At 55.4% G+C, this 21,075-nt stretch carries 21 protein-coding genes; 9 read left to right on the top strand and 12 right to left on the bottom strand.

The window, feature by feature from the left end:
- Positions 1 to 45: 45 nt before the first annotated feature.
- A complete protein-coding gene (locus JUJ53_RS05260) occupies positions 46 to 513 on the bottom strand; it encodes a phosphate-starvation-inducible PsiE family protein (RefSeq protein WP_204150939.1) in 468 nt (155 codons plus the stop codon).
- A gap of 312 nt (positions 514 to 825) precedes the next feature.
- Here JUJ53_RS05260 and JUJ53_RS05255 point away from each other — a divergent pair, with 312 nt between their 5' ends.
- From JUJ53_RS05255 to JUJ53_RS05240, 4 genes are all read left to right on the top strand, one after another.
- Positions 826 to 1,299, top strand: coding sequence for a 2TM domain-containing protein (locus JUJ53_RS05255; protein ID WP_204150938.1), 474 nt, complete (start codon positions 826 to 828; stop codon positions 1,297 to 1,299).
- A gap of 34 nt (positions 1,300 to 1,333) precedes the next feature.
- The gene (locus JUJ53_RS05250; protein WP_204150937.1) at positions 1,334 to 1,777 is read left to right on the top strand and encodes a (2Fe-2S) ferredoxin domain-containing protein; all 444 of its coding nucleotides are present in this window, start codon (positions 1,334 to 1,336) and stop codon (positions 1,775 to 1,777) included.
- A 229-nt stretch (positions 1,778 to 2,006) separates the two neighbouring features.
- Positions 2,007 to 2,798, top strand: coding sequence for an E3 ubiquitin ligase family protein (locus JUJ53_RS05245; protein WP_204150936.1), 792 nt, complete (start codon positions 2,007 to 2,009; stop codon positions 2,796 to 2,798).
- Positions 2,798 to 3,028, top strand: coding sequence for a DUF167 domain-containing protein (locus JUJ53_RS05240; protein ID WP_204150935.1), 231 nt, complete (start codon positions 2,798 to 2,800; stop codon positions 3,026 to 3,028). The genes JUJ53_RS05245 and JUJ53_RS05240 overlap by 1 nt, the downstream gene beginning before the upstream one ends.
- A gap of 19 nt (positions 3,029 to 3,047) precedes the next feature.
- Here the strand turns inward: JUJ53_RS05240 and folP are convergent, their stop codons facing one another.
- Positions 3,048 to 3,839, bottom strand: coding sequence for a dihydropteroate synthase (gene folP, locus JUJ53_RS05235; protein WP_239124803.1), 792 nt, complete (start codon positions 3,837 to 3,839; stop codon positions 3,048 to 3,050).
- A 285-nt stretch (positions 3,840 to 4,124) separates the two neighbouring features.
- On the opposite strand from folP, the gene JUJ53_RS05230 reads away from it, so the two are divergent.
- Positions 4,125 to 4,331 carry a hypothetical protein gene (locus JUJ53_RS05230; RefSeq protein WP_204150933.1) on the top strand — a complete coding sequence of 69 codons (207 nt, stop codon included), beginning with the start codon at positions 4,125 to 4,127 and terminating at the stop codon, positions 4,329 to 4,331.
- On the opposite strand, the gene JUJ53_RS05225 is transcribed toward JUJ53_RS05230, so the two are convergent.
- Entirely contained in the window at positions 4,328 to 5,284 is a 957-nt protein-coding gene (locus JUJ53_RS05225; RefSeq protein WP_204150932.1) for a lysylphosphatidylglycerol synthase transmembrane domain-containing protein, read from the bottom strand. The two genes, JUJ53_RS05230 and JUJ53_RS05225, sit on opposite strands and share 4 nt — an antisense overlap.
- Before the next feature lie 152 nt (positions 5,285 to 5,436).
- Between JUJ53_RS05225 and JUJ53_RS05220 the strand changes: the two genes are divergently transcribed.
- Positions 5,437 to 6,720, top strand: coding sequence for an FGGY-family carbohydrate kinase (locus tag JUJ53_RS05220; RefSeq protein ID WP_204150931.1), 1,284 nt, complete (start codon positions 5,437 to 5,439; stop codon positions 6,718 to 6,720).
- Here the strand turns inward: JUJ53_RS05220 and JUJ53_RS05215 are convergent.
- From JUJ53_RS05215 to JUJ53_RS05200, 4 genes are all read right to left on the bottom strand, one after another.
- Positions 6,717 to 7,520, bottom strand: coding sequence for a PIN domain-containing protein (locus JUJ53_RS05215; RefSeq protein ID WP_204150930.1), 804 nt, complete (start codon positions 7,518 to 7,520; stop codon positions 6,717 to 6,719). The genes JUJ53_RS05220 and JUJ53_RS05215 overlap by 4 nt on opposite strands.
- A gap of 2 nt (positions 7,521 to 7,522) precedes the next feature.
- The gene (locus JUJ53_RS05210) at positions 7,523 to 9,037 is read right to left on the bottom strand and encodes a site-2 protease family protein (RefSeq protein WP_204150929.1); all 1,515 of its coding nucleotides are present in this window, start codon (positions 9,035 to 9,037) and stop codon (positions 7,523 to 7,525) included.
- A gap of 928 nt (positions 9,038 to 9,965) precedes the next feature.
- Positions 9,966 to 10,925, bottom strand: coding sequence for an N-acetylmuramic acid 6-phosphate etherase (gene murQ, locus JUJ53_RS05205; protein WP_204150928.1), 960 nt, complete (start codon positions 10,923 to 10,925; stop codon positions 9,966 to 9,968).
- Positions 10,926 to 11,088: 163 nt separating this feature from the next.
- On the bottom strand, positions 11,089 to 11,472 hold the full coding sequence (locus JUJ53_RS05200) for a DUF3110 domain-containing protein (RefSeq protein WP_204150927.1): 384 nt from the start codon (positions 11,470 to 11,472) through the stop codon (positions 11,089 to 11,091).
- 380 nt (positions 11,473 to 11,852) lie between these two features.
- Between JUJ53_RS05200 and JUJ53_RS05195 the strand changes: the two genes are divergently transcribed.
- Positions 11,853 to 12,104, top strand: coding sequence for a hypothetical protein (locus JUJ53_RS05195; RefSeq protein ID WP_204150926.1), 252 nt, complete (start codon positions 11,853 to 11,855; stop codon positions 12,102 to 12,104).
- 50 nt (positions 12,105 to 12,154) lie between these two features.
- Positions 12,155 to 13,327 (top strand): MltA domain-containing protein, encoded by a 1,173-nt coding sequence (locus JUJ53_RS05190; protein WP_343327892.1) that lies wholly within the window; start codon positions 12,155 to 12,157, stop codon positions 13,325 to 13,327.
- A gap of 124 nt (positions 13,328 to 13,451) precedes the next feature.
- Here the strand turns inward: JUJ53_RS05190 and JUJ53_RS05185 are convergent, their stop codons facing one another.
- The 5 genes from JUJ53_RS05185 to JUJ53_RS05165 all read right to left on the bottom strand — a co-directional run bounded on the left by JUJ53_RS05185 (position 13,452) and on the right by JUJ53_RS05165 (position 19,541).
- The gene (locus JUJ53_RS05185; protein WP_204150925.1) at positions 13,452 to 14,735 is read right to left on the bottom strand and encodes an aminotransferase class I/II-fold pyridoxal phosphate-dependent enzyme; all 1,284 of its coding nucleotides are present in this window, start codon (positions 14,733 to 14,735) and stop codon (positions 13,452 to 13,454) included.
- A gap of 227 nt (positions 14,736 to 14,962) precedes the next feature.
- Positions 14,963 to 16,138, bottom strand: coding sequence for an aromatic ring-hydroxylating dioxygenase subunit alpha (locus JUJ53_RS05180; protein WP_204150924.1), 1,176 nt, complete (start codon positions 16,136 to 16,138; stop codon positions 14,963 to 14,965).
- A gap of 368 nt (positions 16,139 to 16,506) precedes the next feature.
- Positions 16,507 to 18,405 (bottom strand): molybdate ABC transporter permease subunit, encoded by a 1,899-nt coding sequence (gene modB, locus JUJ53_RS05175; RefSeq protein WP_204150923.1) that lies wholly within the window; start codon positions 18,403 to 18,405, stop codon positions 16,507 to 16,509.
- 94 nt (positions 18,406 to 18,499) lie between these two features.
- The gene (modA, locus tag JUJ53_RS05170) at positions 18,500 to 19,318 is read right to left on the bottom strand and encodes a molybdate ABC transporter substrate-binding protein (RefSeq protein ID WP_204150922.1); all 819 of its coding nucleotides are present in this window, start codon (positions 19,316 to 19,318) and stop codon (positions 18,500 to 18,502) included.
- A 13-nt stretch (positions 19,319 to 19,331) separates the two neighbouring features.
- Positions 19,332 to 19,541: a molybdopterin-binding protein gene (locus JUJ53_RS05165; protein ID WP_204150921.1), complete on the bottom strand. Its 210-nt coding sequence runs from the start codon at positions 19,539 to 19,541 to the stop codon at positions 19,332 to 19,334.
- A gap of 205 nt (positions 19,542 to 19,746) precedes the next feature.
- Here JUJ53_RS05165 and JUJ53_RS05160 point away from each other — a divergent pair, with 205 nt between their 5' ends.
- Positions 19,747 to 20,916, top strand: a complete 1,170-nt coding sequence (locus tag JUJ53_RS05160; protein ID WP_343327891.1) for a substrate-binding domain-containing protein — start codon at positions 19,747 to 19,749, stop codon at positions 20,914 to 20,916.
- Positions 20,917 to 21,075: the final 159 nt, after the last annotated feature.

Here is a 21,075-nt window from a genome sequence, read left to right as displayed (position 1 = left end):
ATCGCTCTGGGCTGCTGGCTTGATGATAGGAAAGTAGGTCTTGCTTCAGGCGTCTTCTGAGGTGTTGATGTTGCGAATGATCAAGTAACTGATGGATAGGGCTAGGGTTGCCACGGCTAGGCCGATGAGGTCGATACCTGTGGCCTTACTAAAGTCAAAAATAATGATTTTTCGAGCAACAGCGGTGAGTGAGGTGACGATCACCAGCTCGACCTGCACCACATGTTTGCGTAGATAGGCGGTGATATTTTCTAGGACTTCTAGGGCAATTAGGATATTTAAGAATAAGCCGAAAATTTCAAACAGGGTTGTTGCAAAGAAGCGATCGGCTGTGGATAGTAGGTCGCTGACCAAGAAGAGGCATAGGTCAACCACGGCCACCAACACCACGATCACCATTGCCAGACCGAGGACTTTGGAGACACCAGACTCAATATATTTAACGAAAGCTAGGAAAGCTTGGTCGTTGCCTAGGCGGGTCAAGCGCGACAGAAATTGGCGTACAGAAGTCATAATGGTAGCGAACAGTAGGGGCTGAGCTATTTCAGCATATCGCCTTTATGGGGGATTTTTGGAGAGAACTAACCCGCTCAGCTACGGTTAGAGGGTGCCTTCAGCGGCAGCGCAAAGACTCCATAGAACTCTATGGGCGAGACCTCGTGGGATCTTATTCTAGACATCATCCCGAAGGTGTTTAGGGGGCTGAGTTCGAACCTGCTAGATGTTCCAACGAAAGGCTGTTTCGCCAGATTTCATAGGAATTCTCCCCATTTGGCATAGGGTTTTGTATAACGGAGATAGGCTGAACTGCAAGAAGGGTCATCCATGTCAGAACTCTACAGCCCCGAAGATGTGCAAAATATTCTACAGTTGGCGATCGCCCGCCAGGGAGATCGGGCTGAGCTAACCCATGGCCAGTTGCTGGAAATAGCCGACGAGCTGGGCATTTCTGCTGATGACCTAACCCTGGCTGAGCAGGAGTGGTTCAGCCGTCAGCAAATCCAGCGCGATCGCCAAGAGTTTGATCAGATACGCCGTCTGCGCTGGCAGCAGCATGTGATGAAGTATTTGATTATCAATATTTTTTTAATTGGGTTTGATTGGATTTCCTCAGGACATATCTCTTGGTCTCTGTACGTGCTGTTGGGCTGGGGTTTAGGTCTTTCTTTAGATACTTGGAAGACGTTTAATACCCAAGGGGAAGACTACGATCGCGCCTTTCAAAAATGGCAGCGTCAACGCCAGTTTAAGCAATCCGTAGATACCTTTCTCGATCGAATTCTCAAGCCTCAATCGTGATCGGCAGTGACGCTATGACCCTGGTTTTTGTATTTTGAACGCACCTTCGTCTGCATCCCACGATTCTCAGCCTCCTATCAAGCGCCGTTGCGTCATGGTGTGCCAGTATCGCTCCTGTGAGCGGAACCATTCTCCTGAGGTGCTGGCGGCTTTGAGGGCGATCGCTCCTAAGGGCGTGCTGATCAGCTCTAGCGGTTGCCTCGGGCAATGTGCGTCGGGGCCCACCGTGCAGGTGATGCCGGATCAAACTTGGTATTGTCGCGTGCGCCCGGAGGATGCGGCGGAGATTGTTGACCAGCATCTCAAGGGCGATCGCCCGGTTCAACGTTTGCTGCATCCCCGCTTTCATCCCTACGATGAGGACGGGGATGGGGACGTCTCAGGTGAAGACGTCTCAGATGAAGACGTCTCAGGTGAAGATGGGGAGAGCGATCCAACAGAGCCCTTGGAGGGTGAGCAAGCTCTTGATAGGTCATAGGTCACCCTCTGCGTGGTGATAATGTGACCGAGTGTTGCACTTTACTAGGGATACCCCTAAATTCGTACACACTATATACCGTGGGGCTTGAATTCACGTAGGGCTGAATATTTCGAGGCTCTCCCCGAACGGTATCGGTCATCGAGGGTTTTCTAGCACCCTGACGTTATCGACCCCACATCTAGTTAAGGTTGTTGAACGGCGATCATCGCAGCAGAGGGTAGTCAAGATGCATATTGTTGGCTTTATTTTAATCGTTGTCGGGATCAGCCTATTTTTTGTCCAGCGACATCAAAAACAGCGAGCGTTTAGCCTAAAATCTGCCAGGCCTACCACCGTTGCCGAACTGCAGCAAACGGCGGGCGCGATCGCGGAGGAAATTGGCGGTGGCAGTTGGCGAGATTACGTCAAAGTTGTCGGTCAAATTAGCTGCGATCGCCCTCTGGTTTCGGAATTGAAGCAGGAGACCTGCGTGCATTACAAGATGACCGTGACCCGTGAGTATGAAGAAACGGTCACCAGTCGCGATAAAGATGGCAAAACCACCCGCTCTACTCGGCGATCGTCGGAAACGGTAGCGAGCAATCAACAGTCGGTGCCTTTCTGGCTGGAGGATGCTACCGGCAGAATTGAGGTGAATCCCCAAGGGGCAGCGATCGAAACCATTAAGGTGCTGGATGAGTTTCGCCAAGGGGAGCAAGCGGGGAATCGGCTGACCTTTGGACAATTTTCGGTCAATCTATCGGCGGGGGGCAGCGGTCGGCGCACGCTGGGCTATCGCTATAAGGAGCAAATTTTGCCCTTAGGACGCCGGGCCCTCGTCTTGGCGACGGTGAGTGATGGGGTGGGGAGTTTGGTGCTGCAAAAGCCCCTGGATGGCAGTAAGTCCTACCTGATTTCCCTGAAGACGGATGAAGAACTCACCCAGTCGGCAGAGAAAACGGCTCAGGCTATGTTCTATGGCATGGTGGGCTGCACCGTCCTAGGCGTGATTCTGGTGCTAGTTGGGCTTGTTACCTGATGGTCAGAAAAGTTTGGGTGACGGTGAAGCCCAAGTCCAAACGCCCCGCGATCGCTCTCTTGGAGGATGGCACGCTGCTGGTACGCCTGGCGTCGCCGCCGGTGGACGGGAAGGCCAATGCTGAACTGGTGGGGGCGATCGCTGAGTACTACGCGATTCCTAAGTCTCGGGTGACGATCACATCAGGGCTGACTGCTAAGCGCAAGTTGGTTGAGATTGAAGAGGATTGAGGTTTGGGGAGAGCCACCCCTAGGTTCGCCAGATTGCATCGGCTACCCGACAGACGTCGGCCATCTCCGCCACATCATGGACGCGCAGAATATCGGCATGGTGAGCGATCGCGGCACAGCAGGCGGCGGCCGTACCCCAGACGCGCTGCTGAGGATCGGGTTGGTTGAGAATATCGCCAATAAACCGTTTGCGCGATGGGCCGATCAGCAGTGGATAACCCAGGGCGCGTAAACGCGGAATGTGGCGGAGGATATCGAGGTTTTGCTCGTGGGTTTTAGCGAAGCCGATGCCTGGATCCAGAATAATGTTGTCGGGTGTGATGCCGGCAGCGATCGCCGCATTGGCCCTGGCTTGCAAAACATGGATGATGTCATCCACAACGTCGTCATAGTCGGTGAGCTGCTGCATGGTTTGGGGGGTGCCGCGTAGGTGCATGAGCACGATCGGTACACCCAACTGGGCAACGGTGGGCAGCATGGCTGCATCGTAGGTGCCCCCGGAGACGTCATTCACCAAGTTTGCTCCTGCTGCCACCGCCGCTTGCGCCACCGCGGCCTTGGTGGTGTCGATGGAGATGGGGATGGCGATCGCCGCCGATCCTTGGCGCAGGGCCTGAATCACCGGAATGACTCGCTGTAATTCTTCCTCTAGGGAAACAGGCGCGGCTTGGGGGCGCGTGGATTCACCGCCAATGTCGATTAAATCCGCTCCATCCTGAACCATTTGCTGGGCTTGGGCGATCGCCTGATCAAGGCTGGCAAACTGTCCGCCGTCGCTGAAACTATCGGGCGTGACGTTGAGGATGCCCATGATGTAGGTTTTGCTCCCCCACCTTTTCCAGTCGGGAGTGAGCGACGATTGATGGGCCGAAGCCGATGGTGAGGGGTGAGGGGTCATAGACTCTAAACCATGAAAAAAAACTAGGCTAGCATAGGCCAAACGTAACAATAAGGTAGCGCTGAGCCAATCTCATCGTTGATCAACGCTACACTACAGGCAGTTTTCCTCAGGGGTTGATGAGGAAGCCGGTCTGCTAGTTGAACTAATCATGGCTTTGAACCATACATAGATCTATCTGATACGGGGATTCTACCAATGATGCTTTCGAAAACCTTGGATTTTGTGGTGCTGCAAGATTGTCTAGAAGATGCCAACTATGCCTTGCAGACGGGCGATCGCCAAAAGGCAGAGGCCTATCTCAATACGGCTCGTCAAAGTTTACGCACCCTGGCAGCCGAACTGGTGGAGGCACGGGGACAAATTCGTGACCTAGAAGAGCAGTTGGAGCGCGGGGAATTTTAGGACGATTCGTGGGGAGGTTCTTGCTTGACGGTACTCAGGTACTGTCCTAAAAAGGGTAGACCGCCGATGGCGGGCAGCAGGTAGCGAGATGTGCAAAGCAGGCCTAGAGCAGCTCCGGTGGCGGCGCTAAAGTAGGGTTGGTAAAACAAAATCAAGGCGGCATCGCGAGTACCAACGCCAGCAAAGGTGAGGGGCAAGAGTCCTGCCAAAATAGCGAGGGGCGATAGGGCCAGATTGGCTAAGAAAGGGGTTGAGGCCCTCAGCGCCAGGATGAAAAACCAAATCTGCAGGAGGTGTAAAAACCAAATGACGATGGAGGTGAGGGTGATGCGCAACAGTTGACGGCGATCGCCCCAAAAGTAGCTGTGCATCTCACCCCAGGCATGGCTGAGTTTCACCAGCTTGGGGTGTATGGTTTTGGGAGCAATGCGTCCTAGGGTGCGAAAGCTCCACTGGGCTATCGTCGGCGAACTCAGCAGCAGAATCCCCAGCAGCAAACCGCTGACCACAGCGAGGGTCATGATCCAAAACAGCCAGTCTTTGTTGGGATAGAGCATCAGCCCAAAGACGCACCAAAGCAATAGCGAGAGAAGATCGCAGGCTTTTTCAAACACCACCAGGGAGAGTGCTAAGGATCCACTCAGGTGACCGCGATCGCGCATGAAGTAGGCTTTGGCAATGTCGCCCATTTTGGAGGGCAGCACCATATTTAAGGTACTGGCGGCTAGAATCAGCCGGTTGGATTCGCCCAGACCTAGATGAACCTTGGCGGGCACCAACTGCTGTAGTCGCCATGCCGTCAACAGGGTGAGGGGAATGACCATGCCCAAACTGATGGCCATCCACAGGCGATCGCAGTCCTGAAACACCTGTACGAGACCCTCTAGGTCAATGCGCTGGTAGATAACGACTAGAATAATCAGGCTAACGCCAAGGGAAATCAACCGTTTCATAGCATCTAGGGCGAGATAGATGGGCAAAGGCTAGCCGCAGGCATGGATGGCGGACAGCTTTCGAATCGTACACTGGCGAGTCAGCGGATAGTTGGGGGATCGCTACATAGATTGTCCCCGAGCGACCATGCCCACAAACTAGGACATGCATGATGAACTCAGAGCACTACGCCCTCGGCATTGATTTCGGCACATCTGGGGCGCGGGCGATCGCCCTTGATCCATCTGGCGCGATCTTAGCTTCTAGGCGGGTGACGGTGGCGCTAGGAGATCCGGCCCAATGGGCTGAGCAATGGCGGCAGTCTCTCGTTCAGCTTTTGGGGCAGCTTCCCCTGACGGTGCGGCAAGGGCTGGGGGCGATCGCTCTCAATGGTACGTCGGGGACGGTGCTGTTGTGTGATGCCCAGGGGCAGCCGGTGACGGAGCCGCTGCTGTACAACGATAGTCGCGGTCAGGTGGTGATAGACGACCTGAGGGCGATCGCGCCTCCAGATCATCCGGTGATTAGCGCTACCTCCAGTCTGGCGAAATTACTATGGTGGGGCGATCGCGGCTTGACCCAAGACGGCCCTCTCTACCTGCTGCATCAGGCCGATTGGCTAGCCTTCCATCTCCACGGCATTCTTGGCCTCAGCGATTATCATAATGCCCTGAAGCTAGGCTACGACGTGGCGGGCGATCGCTATCCCGATTGGTTTCAAACCCTGCCAGCGGCGGTGCAGTCTGTGCGTCTACCGCAGGTGCTGACGCCTGGCTGCCCCATTGCCTGTCTAACGCCAGCGATCGCCCAAGAGTTTTCCATCCCCGAGAGCTGCGAGGTTTGTGCGGGCACCACCGATAGCATCGCGGCATTTTTGGCCAGTGACGCGGCGGAACCTGGCCAGGCGGTCACCTCGCTGGGATCGACCTTGGTACTCAAGCTGCTCAGCCAGACCCGCGTGGATCGGGCAGCGGAGGGAATTTATAGCCATCGTTTTGGCGATCGCTGGCTGGTGGGGGGAGCGTCGAATACTGGGGGAGCGGTGCTGCGGCAGTTTTTTGATGATCAAGCGATCGCCCATCTGAGTCAGCAGATCGATGCTGCGGTTCCTAGCCAGCTCGACTACTATCCGCTGCCGGGGCCAGGAGAACGCTTTCCTGTGGCGGATCCCCATCTGCTGCCGCGCCTCACGCCCCGCCCCCCTGAAGACGCTCTGTTTCTCCAGGGCATCTTGGAAGGCATAGCCCGGATTGAGGCCCTGGGCTATCAGCGCTTGGTGGATCTAGGTGCTTCGCCCTTGACCCAGGTCTATACGGCGGGCGGTGGGGCCCAGAATCCGACCTGGACGGCCATTCGCGATCGCCTGCTCCCCGTACCTGTGAGCCCTGCTGCGCAAACCGAAGCTGCCTATGGAGTAGCGCGCTTAGCGCAGCGTCGTTCCTTGCATCCAGCCTAACTGGAGGTGATTTGGGCGGCTAACCAGAGGCGGCTTTGGGGACTGCTTTGCTGAGAGGCGGAGTGGGACAGCATATACCAGCCCACGGCGATCGCAATTCCTAGGGCAGCCAGGGCCGTCAAGATGGAAATAACGTCCGGTAGCCAGTTGGGCGTGGAGGCAACCGGCGCATGGATCACGGGCGATCGCGGTCGTGGCGACGAGTTGGATTGAATGCGGGTGGAGGTTTGAATGTAGGTGCTATGGGAACTGGATGAGGCATTGACTGCCAGGCGGGCCCGCGTGCCCGATGAAATCCGCATTTCTTGAATTTTTTGAATGATCGGAATAGGGCGCTGCCCCGTTTGGCTCCACTGCAAGAGCATGGCTCCATTGATGGCACAGAGGTTGGGCACCTTCATGCTGTAGATACGCTGCATCATGGCGCGATCGCTGACCACAAGAACCACCAAATGCGTCGGGTTATCCTCGGCAAGACCATAGGCACATCGCGCTACCGCTAGCCCAATCCGGTTGCGTTTGGTCAACGCTTCGCCGCTAGAGGAGCGTAGGGCCGGATGATGGGCGATCGCATCACTGATGTGCCACTGACAGTCTCGATAGAAGCGGTTAAATTCTCGGGCAACCCGTTCTAGGTCAGGGTCGGGAGCCCGTTCGTGGAGAAACCGCATTTCTTCGTGGATGATTTTGGGGACATAGCACGTTCCCACCCGGGCAAAGCCCATCCACTCTCGCGTATTCGTTGCCGATAACGTACTGAGATCTAGAACGACTTCAACGGGTGGGATTGCAGTTGCCATGGTTATCCTCCTATGCCCAGGCGTCCGGCTAAGGCCGGCGTCACTGGAAGTAATGTTGCAGCCATTAAGAAGAAAGCTAGAAGACCCAGGGCTGCCCTGGCATCATCGGGTTCAGAAAGTTCTTCTAAGCAAGGACGCTCTAGACCACGCTGTAGAAATAGAATCAACACAGCCCAGTAGAGCGCAAGGGGGTTGGCAAAGGTGGCGATGCCCAACACAATTAGCGTGATAATCGTTGACCACCGGGCAACCTTGCGTCCGTAGACCGCCTGCATCACTCGACCACCGTCTAGCTGTCCAGCGGGCATGAGATTGAGGGCGGTAATCACCAAACCTAGCCAACCTAGAATCGTCAGCGGATGGATGCTAACGATACTTTGCTGTAGCTCGGCACCCAAGACGATGCGGGCTAACATGCCCACCAAGATCGACCCTTGGAAAAACTCCGTAGGCACTTGAAACAGGCTGCCAGGGCCCGACAGCACGAGACCGATCACCAAGGCCACGAGGGACAACACTCCACCTACCGCCGGCCCAGCCAAGGAAATATCGAACAAGATGCTGCGGTTTTTCAGCAATGTTTCAAAGCGGGTGAGGGCTCCAAAGGAGCCAATCTGCCAGGTGGGAATGAAGAACGGTGGACTGAGACGCACCTGATAGCGTTCGGCCGTCAGCCAATGCCCCAGTTCGTGGGCGGCCAAAATCAGCACAATGCCGATGCCTAGGGGAAAGGCTTCCGAGTAGCGACTGATTTCGTTGAGCAGATCAAACCCCAAAAATAGCCCGGCCGTTTCCATGCAGGTGGCAAAGGTGAACAGCGCTAGCAGCAAAGCAATCAGCCGCTGGGCGGTGGTGCTGGGCTGGGGGCCATTGCGGCTCGGTAACACCACAATCGTAGGTCGGCTATCGGGAGCTGGCACTAAAAACAGGTTATAGCGATCGCCCACTCGTTCTTTGAGGCTGCTGCTGAGGCGCTCATGCACGTCGGCTGCTTCGCCCCGCAGGTTCCCTTTAAAGATGACGCCTTCTTGGTAGGGTAGGGTTTCCGTAGCAAAAAAGGTATCAATGCCAAAGATGCCCTGCACCGCTTTCAAGTCTTCAGCGGGCATGGGAATCACGTCGAGGCTGGCGGTCTCCTCCGACGGTGTGACTGACTTGGCAGATGACCCCTCGGGTGTTTCATCCGTAGACGATGCTGGATCGAAGGACGAAGCAGATGGGGCTGTCGAGTTTTTCAACATAGCCATTTTTTCTTGAACCTGGGGATCTTGGCTGAGCGATCGCAGCCGCCGTCCCAGAAGCACATACCCAGTGATGGAGATCAGTAGCAGGAGTAAAACCGCTGCTAAGTTGAGATAGATGCCAACGGCAAATAGCGCAAAGAAGAGCAACCAAGGAGCCATGAGCAGGACGGATTGCAGCCATGCTAAGATGCCAAACTTGCCGAGGGGTAGCGATCGGTATAGCCCCCACCCCAATACACCCAGCGCGATCAATAGGATCAGAACAGTAACCATATCTATCGTTTCCCTGTCTTACGACAGAACCTGTTGAAGTTCACTACATCTTCTATGGTTACGCGGATAGGGCCCGAATTTGAAGATGCTGGCTGTGAGAACAGAGCAGAAACCTAGATTTCGTGATCAGATGTGGGCCTAGGGGTGTGCAATTTGGGATCAAAACAACACCCTGGTGGATGCTGGAGAACGTTGATCCGAGAGACTTGTTCGACAAAATGCTGCTAAGCGGCGATCGCCTCTAGCTTGGCGCGCCGTAACAACGATGAACCGTTGCGTGTTGCATCCTAAGGACACAGACTCGGGTAGATAGGGATTGAAGTGATGATGGTTGTCCATTGCCCCCTGCTGATGAAGGCAATGGGGGGTTTAAGTCCCCATTGTAGTAGCTGAATGGGGAGTCGTCCTGTAGTTGCTCTAAGGTCGTCTCCCCATGACGATCGCCCTGATGGTGGAATGATGAAATGAACCGATCGAAGAAGATGCGATGCTGCCAACCTGCCCGGTCACCTAGGTAGTCTGCCTTGAGGTGAACAGAACCTGCTCATGCATCAAATGTGACACCGTGGTGAACGGCACGGGTGGCCCCCAATGGATAGGGAAGAACCGGCGGGCTCGGTTAACGCTGTTGCTGTAAGGGCGTTGAACCCTTGACGAGCTTTCCAGGCTAAACGCAAGCCAGCCTTGGTTGAACTAAACCTTTTATGAAGTAAGTTCAGTAAAAACACCCTGGTGGTAGTGAGCGCCAGTTTAATTGTTCTGCGATCGCTCTATGAATATCGATAACATGCACCCTGATTTCTAAGTATAAACCCTGAGAATAGCGATCGCTTCACAAAAGATATCGCAAAATGTACGCATATGCACGGCCTGCCTGTTCGTCGATGTTAGCAAATATTCGTGAATTTGCGTAGATGCCATGGGCTGATTAATGGGTTGATGAATCCTTCAGGGTGGCTGAATGTTGATCTAGGGCTTGACGCAGTTGACCCTGATGCTGTGCTAGGAGGCGATCGCCTGCCTCGGCATCTAAGCCAGTCCAGTGCATCAGTAGGGCTAACTTCACTTGCCGACCGCTACGTTCCAGCAGCAGGGCCGCCTCAGGACGGCTGAGATCTGTCAAGTCTTGTAACATCCGCAGGGCGCGATCGTGGAGCTTATTGTTGGTCACGGCTACATCTACCATGCGGTTGCCGTAGACCTTGCCTAGCTGCACCATGACGCCGGTGGACAGGATATTGAGGACGAGTTTGGTGACCGTGCCGGCCTTGAGGCGGGTGGATCCGGCTAAGATTTCGGGGCCCACCAACAGCCGAATATCAACATCTACCTCGATGGCGAACTGATCCTGGGGTACGCAGGCGATAAAAATCGTATGGGCTCCCCGTTGGCGGGCCGCCTGGATAGCTCCATGGACAAAGGGCGTGGTGCCGCCGGCCGTGATGCCCACCACTACATCCAAATCGGTTACCTGGCGATGGGCGATCGCTCCTGCACCGTCTTCCTGCCGATCTTCCAAATCTTCGGAACTGCGCACTAAGGCCGCCGCTCCCCCAGCAATGATGCCCTGCACCAATTCTGGCGGTGTGCAAAAGGTGGGGGGGCATTCTGCGGCATCTAGGACGCCCAGACGGCCGCTGGTGCCAGCGCCCACATAAAACAGTCGTCCTCCCTGCCGGAGGCACTGGGCCGTCAGGTCAATGGCTTGGGCGATCGCGGTTTCGGCCGAGGCGATCGCTTCCAAGACGCGGTAGTCTTCTTGGTTGAACAGTTGAACCAGCTCTAGGGTGCTGAGCTGATCCAGGGTTTGGCTATTGGGATTGGCCTGCTCGGTGAGCAGATGACCGCGTTCGTTGAGGTGGGTGAGGTTGGGGGAAGAGTTGGCCATGATCAGTCACTATGGGGTATGCGGTAGACGATGAGAGAGAACCGGGCAGCTAGAGCAAACCTTGGCGTTGGTGAATCGCGATATGATTTGCGCTAACGAACCGTGAGCATCTTGCTCACCTTCTGATGTCATATCTTCATTCAGCAACGCCCAAACCTGTTAGCTAGAGCAGACCTTCGAGCCGCTTCCGCAGTCGTTCTAGCTCATCGGCAGAAAAGCCACCCTCTTGGTTGACCGGCTCCGGTTTGGCGGTGCCGTCGGGTTGCCAATCGGTGGAGGGGGCGTTGGTATCGGGTGGCACTTCAAGGGTGCCAGCGGGAATGTGTTTACATTCATAGCCTGCCCCCAGGCAAAATTCTTCAATATCGTCGGATTCAAACGCTTCCACCGTGGGGCTGCCAAAATCCTGGGCTTCCAGCATCAGGCTGTAGCGTATGGCGTCATCTTCATGTTCAAACATCAACACAATGTTGCGATCGCTCACCTTGAGGGTGTGGATGCCCTCGTTGCTGGTGCCAGCGTTAAATAAAAGAACAAATACCTGCATAATATCTCGACCTTCTCAGTCCCATAACTCAATCCTGTAGTAGATAGCCTACCCTGTTGCTGCCCCTCCTATCTATGGTCTCCTAGGTTGGCCCAATGGTTGGCTCCAAGGGGTTGATTCAGAGAGCCGACCTGGTAGGCCTGGGCGATCGATTCACGAAGATCCATGTCAAACATTTGTATTTTGCTAGGTTTCTGGGAAGAATAGCAGCATTGTTGCCCTACAATTGCCGTGAATGGCGATCGCAGACGGGAGGCGACCTAGCGGCGTTGAGACTAAACTCCCGAGTGCATCATTCTGCTGCATGGGTACATCCCCACTGATCTAGGCAACAACTCTAGGCAACGACCTGTATTAAACCTGTAGGATTGTGACTCACTATGCCCAGAACCCCCACGGAATACGCTGTACATATTTTTATGGACGGTGGACATCGGGAAGAAATTCGCTTTCCCACGATCCAAGAATTTCAAAAGTGGTACAGCGGTGAGCTTGTGCCCAAGTCATCGTCCGATGAGTTCATTAGTGTCCCCATCAAAAACATTCAGGGGGAATATATGGTGGTTCGTCCATCCCGGATTATTGGGATTCGGGTAGAACCCTACTTTAGTTCTAGTGTCGATCGCTTTTAATGATCATGGCTCGTTGGATGATGGCATGGGGGGCGGCAACGGCGGTTGGCATGGTCAGCTTAGTCCAGCCAGCCCAGGCTACGGAGCAGCCGCTGCGCCCAGTTTCTGTCGATCAGTTAGTCGATCAGTTACACATGGATCCATCCCTAGGCTGGGATGGGCAACTCTGGGGCGAGGGGTTGCAGACCGATGATCTGGACTCTCACCTGGTTTGGCAGAGCGATCGCACGGCCCTGCTGGCGGCTATCCACCAGTCTTTGGTTTATTTGCAAACACCAGCGGCGGTAGCAGCCTACGACAACTACCCCATTCCCGGCATCACGCGGGATCGGGTGCGTCGCAGTTTAGAACGATTTCGCGAGCTGCTGCTGACCTCCTCATCGGGGACAGCGCTGCAGACCGCGGTGATGCAGGAGTTTGATTGGTATCAAGCCATTGGCACCGATGGACTGGGATCCGTAGACTTCACCGGCTATTTCGAGCCGGTCTATGCCGCTAGCCGTGTACCCACCGCCGAGTATCGCTATCCCCTCTACCGCCGTCCGCCAGATTTAGAGCAATGGGCAGAGCCCCATCCTACGCGCCAGCAACTGGAAGGGAGTGATGGTCTAGGTGGTTCATCGGGGCGCTTGCAGGGGCTAGAACTGGTGTGGCTGCGCGATCGCTTAGAAGCTTTCTTGGTGCAGGTGCAGGGGTCGGCGCAACTGCAGTTAACCGACGGCACCATCATGACCGTGGGCTATAACGGCCGCACCGAGTATAGCTACACCAGCCTGGGGCGAGAACTGGTCAATGACGGCAAGTTCAGCCTGGAGGAACTAACGCTGCCTATGGTGCTGGATTATTTCCGCACCTATCCCGACGAGCTAAGTCGATACATTCCCCGCAATCAGCGGTTTGTGTTTTTCAGCGAAACCTATGGCTCAGCGGCGACCGGCAGTCTGCGGGTGCCGGTGACGGCCGATCGCTCCATTGCCACCGACAAAACCCTGATGCCGCCGGGAGCCCTGGCCATGATTCATACGGTGCTGCCCTATGCGACGCCCTCGGGAGACCTAGAATCCCATCGGGTGAGCCGCTTTGTGCTCGACCAAGATACTGGCGGCGCGATCGTCGGGCCGGGGCGTGTGGATATCTTTTTGGGAACCGGTGTGGTGGCGGGCGATCGCGCTGGCTTGGTGAATACGCCGGGGCAGCTTTACTACCTCCTCCTGCGCCACTAAGATCCCCAAACAGCAAGCGTCCCGATGATTCAAGATCGTCGGGACGCTGAGGTGGTCTAGAGATGATCCGACTCCCGGCTGAGGAGCGATCGCTCCTGGCCCGAGAGAGTCGGATCCCTCAGTCTTAAGCCGTGAGGGTTTGCTTGCAGAGGAGGGCATCGCGGGTGCCTACCATGCCAGCCACGAGCCGATCGAGCTCCTCTCGGGTGTGGCGAGCATTCACCGTAATCCGCATTCGGGGCTTGGCAATGAACCAAATGGGCGAAATCCAGATGCCGTAGTCATTCATGATCTTCTGCCCAAATTCCTTCGGGTTGATCTCCGGCGGCAGCAACACAGGCACCACGTTGGTTTCGCCGATAGCATCGAAGCCTAGATCCGTCAGGCGCGATCGCAGATAGCGGGTATTCTCATGCAGGCGACCCACCAGCTCGGGGGTTTGGCGCACTTGGCGAATACTTTCTAGGGCAGCGGCGGTGGTTGGAGGCGGCAGGGAGATGGTGCCTATGGATGTGGGTGACACATTCAGCAACGGCTTCAGCTCTGCCACGTGGCTGCTGATGGCAGCTCCGGCCGAGGCGGCAAACTTGGAGAAGGTGGTCATAATCAACGGAATCACGCCGCGCTCGATGGCGTGCTGGGGCAGCAAGCCAAAGTGTTCGTAGATGCCGCGACCGGTGGCACCGAGGGCTCCGCTGGCATGGGCTTCGTCCATCACCAAAACGCTGCCTTCGTAGTGAGACATGATGTCGATCATCTCCGGCAAGGGAGCGATGTCGCCATCCATGGAGAAGACGGCATCGGAAATCACCATAATGCGATCGTCGGGACGTACGTAGCGCTTCATCTTGCGGGCTAGGTCGTCCATGTCGCAATGGCGATAGGCGCGAACTCTCACCCGAGGGCTATGGCCAAACAGCTTGCCGGAGCGGGTGCCGGCGTTGGAAATGGCGGAGACGATGCAGCCGTGGTTGAGCACATCGGTGAAGATAATGGTCTCGCGGGTATGCTGAAACCCAGGCACGGGGATGGCTAGATGGCAAAAGGCATCCATCAAGGCTTGCAAAGCCATCCAGGCATTTAGGAAAAGCTGGGTGTGTTCAAGGTGCTTGAACTCAGAAATTTCGTTTTCTAGCTGGCGATGGAGGTCAATCCGCCCACTCAGCACCGAGCAGGAGCTATTGGAGGTGCCGTATTGCAGGATGGAATCAATGGCAGCCTGCTGGACGGCTGGATTTTGCGTGAGCCCCAACACATCATTGGTGCAAAAGGTTAAAACCGTGCGGCGATCGCCTGTTGCAGCATCTTCGATATCAACTAAATTGCCATCTTTGCCGTGACAAATAAATTCCTCGGGGTCTAACCCGCTTTCATACCATTTTTGAACGTACTCTTTAACAACTTGCACAGTAAACTCCCCTCACCTTGTGTTATCGGTAACATTGTGCCTCTGCGATCGCGACATGGATATTGGCTAGGCGAAGTTGGCCAAGCGGCTGCCAATGCTGGATACAAGAGGTTGCTCCAATCGAGATTTTGCCATCAAACGGACGGATCTGTAATCCTCGGCGTAACCGTTTACTCAACTGAACTCCGTAGTGCCATCACCCCACTCTAGCGACTAAAAGCTGACGCTCATTGTACTAAGCCCTCTAGGGATGGCGTCTCAACCGCGTTCGACATCACAGCCTCGATGGTAGAGGATGCCCCGATCGATGAACGTGCAGCGTGTTGGTTTTGCGACTGACCAGAAGAATGACTTGATTGTTGCACAAATTGTTCATATTGCCGGACTGTCAGACGCTGAAGTGCCAGAATAGCGGGGTTGATCTCAACATAGCGACGGCTAGGATGCCGTAGATAGGCTTGCTGCTCACTTTCCATCATTTCGACATCCTGGCGGAGGAACCGCTGGAGCAGAAATCGCTGAATGAAATCACTCAAAACCGGTCGAATCGGATTTAAGAGCCACTGGGGCAGCTTCACGCGGAAGAAAAATAGCGCAAAGGAACGACTTTCCGTAGGGCCAACGGGCGATCGCATCAGATAGAGCGACGACACACCCTTGAGTGCGCTAGCAAAGTGGGGGTATCGATATTGCACCGCAATCGGCAGAGTGGTAACTTCATCGGCGCGATCGCTTAATCCTAAAAACTTGGCCAATCGACCTTTATAGGACACCTGATATTCTGCCCGCACCAAGTCGTCTGTTTGCTTCAGGTCTAATAAAACCGGATCAAACCAGCCTTGGAGTTCTTCGTGCAAAAAGCCATGGAAAACATCCATCGCATTTTCGTTACAAATGGTGAAATGGGCCTTGAAGTGGGCCGTCACCGGCACCATCAGCCAACCCATATCGCCATACTCCGGCACGGAGGGAATGTCGTGGGCCTCCACTTGGTCAGCATCACCCGGAAAGACCCAGAGCAGGTTGTATTTTTCCTGAATGGGGTAGCTGCGAGCATTCGCACAGGGCAATTTCTGTTCATCAGGCAGGTAGGGAATCTTGGCACAGGCTCCCGTATCGCCATTAAATTCCCAGCCGTGGTAAGCACAGGCAATGTGTTTACCGTGGACTTTGCCCTTATGCAGGGCGACGCCGCGATGGGGACAGGCATCCTCCAACGCATGAAGTTGACCCTCCTGATCGCGGTAGACTGCGATCGCTTGTTGCCAGACCATAACGGGCATGATCTGACCGGGCTTGAGCCGGTCGGCCCATCCAACGGGATACCAGTGATTGGGGTTGATGCCCACTGTGCGAATCACATTCTGGACAGTCTGCCCCTTGAGAGCTGTCGCCAATTCCATCTACGCTGCTATCCTTGCAAATCTTTACATTGCTGATCTTAAGTGTAGTATCTCTTTTCCCAAGAATGGGTTGGCAGTATACCGCCCGTCTAACTGTCACATGGGTTGTGCCATGGTCGCAAATTGGCACAATAGCCGGAGCAAAGGTAGAAGAATGTGTTGATGGGCTGCGGTTTCCGGGCGGATCGACTTAGGATCTTGAGGGAAAACCACGATGCTGGAGCGTGATCAACATAAGTTCGACAATGATCATCCTGGGCAAGCGGGCATGGTTGCACAGGCTAGGCGGTGACGGGTTGAGGTTTCATGTCGGAGCAGCCTGATCCAAAGCTGAGCCAAGTGGTTTGGGCTGTATTGGGTAGCCCCGATTAGTATGGCATGGTGATCAGGCTGGCGGGATCGAAGTGAATCGGCCAGGGAAGGGGGCGATGCTGTAGGCGATTCCATTGCTCTCGGTAGAGCTCTGCTTGGAGATGGTAATCCTGGGGAGATTGGGGTTTGCTGTGGAGCTTGATGTAAACCGTGACCCGGTGTTGAGTTTCTATGGTCATGGCTAACCAACCCAGGTAGGTATTGCTCTGATCGGTGGTTTGCGGGAACTTAATGTGATGGGCGCGCAACCCCACATAGCCCAATTTAGACGCCATGGGGTTGGTCACCTGCAGGCAGCAGCCCCAGTCCAAGGCGTCGATATGGTGCTCATCGACTCGCCGCGCTTGGGAAAAGTTTTTACATTCCGTGATCTGCGCCACTTCAACGGTGGGCGGTCGCTCAAAGATGTCTTGTTTGCTGCCCTCTGCCAGAATTTGTCCGCCGGAGAGCACCAGCAAATGGTTGCAGACTCGGTAGGCTTCTTCGAGTTTGTGGGTGATAAAGATCGTGATGCCTTGATAGTGGGACAGCAGCTCAATCAATAATTTTTCGATGTGACTGCGCAGATAGCTATCGAGGGCCGATAGAGGTTCATCCAAGAGGAGAATGTCCGGTTGAATGGCCATGGCTCGGGCCAGGGCCACCCGCTGCTGCTGCCCGCCCGAGAGTTGATGGGGGTAGCGATCGCCCATCCCGGACAGGTCAATCATGTCTATATACTTCACAACCTCTGCGGCGCGGCGCTGTCGTGGAATGGCCTGCATCCCAAAGGCAATATTTTGGGCAACGGTGAGGTGGGGGAACAGGGCATAGTTTTGGAAGACTAGGCCCACGCGGCGATCGCGACTAGGGACATTAATGCCTTGCTCCGAGTCGAACAACACCCGATTGTTGAGCACAATGCGTCCTCGGGAGGGCGTTTCTAACCCGGCAATACACCGTAGGGTGATGCTTTTGCCTGATCCGGAGGCTCCCAAAATCCCCAAGGGTTCAGCCTTGGCGTGAACGTGAACCTTGAGGTGAAACCCAGGCACCTGCTTTTCAACGGCAACGCTGAGATGAGCTGCTTCCTGGGCAGAGGGGGATGACGAGACGAGGGCGAAGGTCGGTTTGGCATGGGAGTCTGGGTCTCGGGGCACGATGGTTGACGGTATGCCAAACAGGCTGCTCTTTAAGCGTTTGAAGAAGATCCAGTTAAACCCAAGGGTGACGAGGCCATGGGCCATGCTTGGCTGATGGGAGCGGGGCCGGTTCCCATAGTTAATGCCGGCGATCACGAGCAGGGATAGGGCCACCATTAACACTACCCAAACCAAGGCAACCCCCATGCGCCCCGACTCCGCCGCAAAGAAAATGGCAATGGGGATTGTTTGGGTGATGCCAGGAATGCTGCCGCCCACCATCAAGGTTGCCCCAAATTCACCCAGGGCTCGGGCAAAGGCTAACACCGTTCCGGCTAGGAGACCCGGCCAGGCCAAGGGCAGTAAAATCTGCCAGAAAATGCGCCATTCGGATGCCCCTAGCGTGCGGGCAGAGCTGATCAGCGTTGGATCAACTTGCTCGAAGGCGCTCAGCACGGTTTTGTACATCAGGGGAAAGGCCACCACCGTTGCCGCGATCACCACTGCTGTCCAGGTGAAGATCACGGTGATGCCGAAGGGGGCGATCGCCCGACCAATGGGGCCATGTTTACCTAGCAGCAGGAGCAGTAAAAAGCCCACCACCGTCGGCGGCAGGACGAGGGGAAGGGTGAGGATGCCGTCAATGAGCCCCCGAGCGCGGCCGCGATAGCTGAGCATCCAGCGGGCGCTGAGGATCCCTAGAATCACAACAAGAAGGGTGGCTGAGAAGGCGGTTTTGAGGGAAATCCACAGCGGTGCAAGGTCGTTGGGCATCATGGTTCAGCCTAGAGGAAGGCCAGGAGCGATCGCGTTGTTGGCATAGGTGAGAGAGGGTCTAATTCAGAGACATGCCGTGGGGAGGCTGGCGCTAGTCTGCCATGGTAAATCCGTAGTCTTCAAAGATGGCCACGGCTGTGTCGCTGGAGAGAAAATCGACAAACGCTTGAGCGGCTTCCCCATGGTCGCTGGTGGCAACCACGCCGACCGGATACAGGATCGGTGAGTGCATGTCTGCTGATGCTGTACTGACCACTTCAACTTGGTCAAACAATCTGGCATCGGTGGCATAGACTAACCCTGCATCGACATTGCCCGTGGCAACGTAGGACAGCACCTGCCGCACGTCTTTCCCAAAGACCAGCTTGGGTTGCAGAGCATCAAACATATTGAGGCTGATCAGCGTTTCTTTGGCATAGCCCCCGGCGGGCACGCTGTCTGGCTCACCTATGGCTAGCTTACTGACGCGATCGCTGCCCAGATCCTCAAAGCTGCTCACGCCTGATTGATCTGCCCGCACGATCAACACCAGGGTATTGAGCAATAGATCTTGGCGTGAGCCGGGCAGAATCATGTTCTGCTCTTCCAGGTCGTCCATCCATTGATCTGAGGCGGACAAAAAGATATCGGCTGGTGCGCCTTGGCTAATCTGCTGAGCTAGGGAGCCGGAGGATCCAAAGTTATAGGTGATGGCCACGTTGGGAACTGCGGTTTGATAGGCCGTTTGGATGTCCTGCATGGCATCCTGCACGCTAGCCGCCACCGAGATCGTGAGTTCAACGGTGTCTGGATCTGTGGTGTCTGTGCTTGATGCGGGGATGGACGGATTCTCCGCTTGAACGCAGCCTACTGTCGCTAAGCCAAGGATGACGGTCAGCAGCGACAGGTTTGAACGGCGGTAGGTTTGCATGGCGATCGCTCTCCTACTCAACGGCCAACATGACGTTCGATGCCTTCACCAAGGCGCAAACTTCCTGACCAACCGCGAGGTTTAACCGCTCGCTGGATGTTTTGGTAATTACCGAAACAATCTCAAGATCTGGGGCAATGTCAATCACAACTTCGACGTTGACCATCCCTGGGATGATCTCTTTGATGGTTCCAGTCAGAGCATTACGGGGACTGTATTTCATGGTGAGTCTCCAATCCTAGAAGACAATATATTTACCTAATGTCAATTCTACTGGCGTCTTTTAGAAAAACCGTGTTGCTGAGTACAAACCGCAGATGGGGTTGTTTGAGTCGGGAGGGCAGGCAAGGGCTCACCCGCCAGAATGGAGAAATGGTAGGGGATGGGGCACTTATAATAATGTTTCAATGGATTCCCTTGGTAATGCTGTGAAAGATGAGCTACGCAATGGCTTAAAGCAGACTCGGCTACGCTTAAGACTTAGTCAGCAAGACCTAGCGTCTATGGCGGGTGTGAGTCGTCAAACCATTGGCGGTGTTGAGTCGGGTCAAACGTCCCTATCTACGACGGTGGCGCTGCGGCTAGCCAAGGCTTTGGGCTGTCGAGTGGAGGATCTATTCTGGCTGGATCAAGAGGCAGCTCAGGTGGAAGCCATGCCCACCCAGGCGATGGCGGTGGGAGAAGCGTTGCGGGTGAGCTTGGCGAAGATTGGCGGCCAATGGGTGGCCCATCCCTTGGTGGGGGCCGATGCCTTTCGGGTGGATCTGATTCCTGCCGATGGAGAAGCCATGCGCCACAGCAACCAGGAGACGGTGGCGGTGACCCTGCTGGATGATCCGGTGAACCTGCTGAATACGGTGGCGGTGGCGGGCTGTTCGCCGGCTATGTCTCTGTGGGCTAGGGCGGCAGAGCGCTGGCACCCAGGGTTACGGGTGCATCTCACCTTTGCCAACAGCATGGTTGCCTTAGACCGTTTGATGCGGGGTGAGGTGCATATTGCTGGCGTGCATCTCTACTGTCCCCATACGAAAACTTTCAATGTGCCGTTTGTGCAGCAGGCGCTCCAAGGGCAGACGGCGGTGCTGATTAATTTAGGAATTTGGCAAGAGGGGATGCTGGTGGCTCCTGGCAATCCGAAAGCTATCCAGACCGTTGCTGACCTAGCGCGCCCCGATGTCACCTTGATCAATCGTGAGCCGGGATCGGGAAGTCGTCACTTGCTGGAGCAGGTTTTATCGGCGGCAGCGATCGCCCCCCAGTCGGTTGTCGGGTTCGATCATGTGGTGCATTCTCACCATGATGTGGCGGATGCCATCCTGGCTGGCGAGGCGGATGTGGGCATGAGTGCGGCTTCGGTGGCGGAGATGTTCAAGCTGGAGTTTCTGCCCCTGCGCCGATCTCATTACGATCTGGTCACGTTACAGGCCTATCTTGATGATCCTCCGGTGCAGCACCTGCTAGGTACGCTGGGCCACCGGCGGGTAATTTCCCAGCTCGAACGATTAGGTGGCTATGACACTCATTTAACGGGTGAGGTGGTGGCTACGGTGGAACCCACGCGGCCGCTAGGGGGCTTGCAGAGCGATCGCCCTTCGTAACGCTTCCAAGGCCCCTTGGGGTAGACCGGTTGCTGTTGGTGGCCCAACAGATGACAGCGGGGCCAGCAATTCTCAGTATGACGATTCAACTGGTATTGGGCGGGATGTCTAGCTCTAGACCTTCCAGCATGAAGGTGAGCAGATGATCCCAACTGTCGA

The organism is Leptolyngbya sp. CCY15150 (genome assembly GCF_016888135.1).
In the GTDB taxonomy this organism is placed as follows: Bacteria; Cyanobacteriota; Cyanobacteriia; order RECH01; family RECH01; genus RECH01.
This window is presented reverse-complemented; position numbering and strand designations above follow the sequence as displayed.

What these genes read in the sequence shown, in the direction of transcription:
- JUJ53_RS05230 (WP_204150933.1), top strand. Translation starts at nt 4,125, where the DNA reads ATGATGCTTTCGAAAACCTTGGATTTTGTGGTGCTGCAAGATTGTCTA.
- JUJ53_RS05210 (WP_204150929.1), bottom strand. Translation starts at nt 9,037, where the DNA reads ATGGTTACTGTTCTGATCCTATTGATCGCGCTGGGTGTATTGGGGTGG.
- JUJ53_RS05220 (WP_204150931.1), top strand. Translation starts at nt 5,437, where the DNA reads ATGAACTCAGAGCACTACGCCCTCGGCATTGATTTCGGCACATCTGGG.
- JUJ53_RS05245 (WP_204150936.1), top strand. Translation starts at nt 2,007, where the DNA reads ATGCATATTGTTGGCTTTATTTTAATCGTTGTCGGGATCAGCCTATTT.
- JUJ53_RS05225 (WP_204150932.1), bottom strand. Translation starts at nt 5,284, where the DNA reads ATGAAACGGTTGATTTCCCTTGGCGTTAGCCTGATTATTCTAGTCGTT.
- modB (WP_204150923.1), bottom strand. Translation starts at nt 18,405, where the DNA reads ATGCCCAACGACCTTGCACCGCTGTGGATTTCCCTCAAAACCGCCTTC.
- JUJ53_RS05200 (WP_204150927.1), bottom strand. Translation starts at nt 11,472, where the DNA reads ATGCAGGTATTTGTTCTTTTATTTAACGCTGGCACCAGCAACGAGGGC.
- JUJ53_RS05240 (WP_204150935.1), top strand. Translation starts at nt 2,798, where the DNA reads ATGGTCAGAAAAGTTTGGGTGACGGTGAAGCCCAAGTCCAAACGCCCC.
- murQ (WP_204150928.1), bottom strand. Translation starts at nt 10,925, where the DNA reads ATGGCCAACTCTTCCCCCAACCTCACCCACCTCAACGAACGCGGTCAT.
- JUJ53_RS05190 (WP_343327892.1), top strand. Translation starts at nt 12,155, where the DNA reads ATGGTCAGCTTAGTCCAGCCAGCCCAGGCTACGGAGCAGCCGCTGCGC.
- JUJ53_RS05195 (WP_204150926.1), top strand. Translation starts at nt 11,853, where the DNA reads ATGCCCAGAACCCCCACGGAATACGCTGTACATATTTTTATGGACGGT.
- JUJ53_RS05215 (WP_204150930.1), bottom strand. Translation starts at nt 7,520, where the DNA reads ATGGCAACTGCAATCCCACCCGTTGAAGTCGTTCTAGATCTCAGTACG.
- JUJ53_RS05180 (WP_204150924.1), bottom strand. Translation starts at nt 16,138, where the DNA reads ATGGAATTGGCGACAGCTCTCAAGGGGCAGACTGTCCAGAATGTGATT.
- JUJ53_RS05255 (WP_204150938.1), top strand. Translation starts at nt 826, where the DNA reads ATGTCAGAACTCTACAGCCCCGAAGATGTGCAAAATATTCTACAGTTG.
- JUJ53_RS05165 (WP_204150921.1), bottom strand. Translation starts at nt 19,541, where the DNA reads ATGAAATACAGTCCCCGTAATGCTCTGACTGGAACCATCAAAGAGATC.
- folP (WP_239124803.1), bottom strand. Translation starts at nt 3,839, where the DNA reads ATGGGCATCCTCAACGTCACGCCCGATAGTTTCAGCGACGGCGGACAG.
- modA (WP_204150922.1), bottom strand. Translation starts at nt 19,318, where the DNA reads ATGCAAACCTACCGCCGTTCAAACCTGTCGCTGCTGACCGTCATCCTT.
- JUJ53_RS05260 (WP_204150939.1), bottom strand. Translation starts at nt 513, where the DNA reads ATGACTTCTGTACGCCAATTTCTGTCGCGCTTGACCCGCCTAGGCAAC.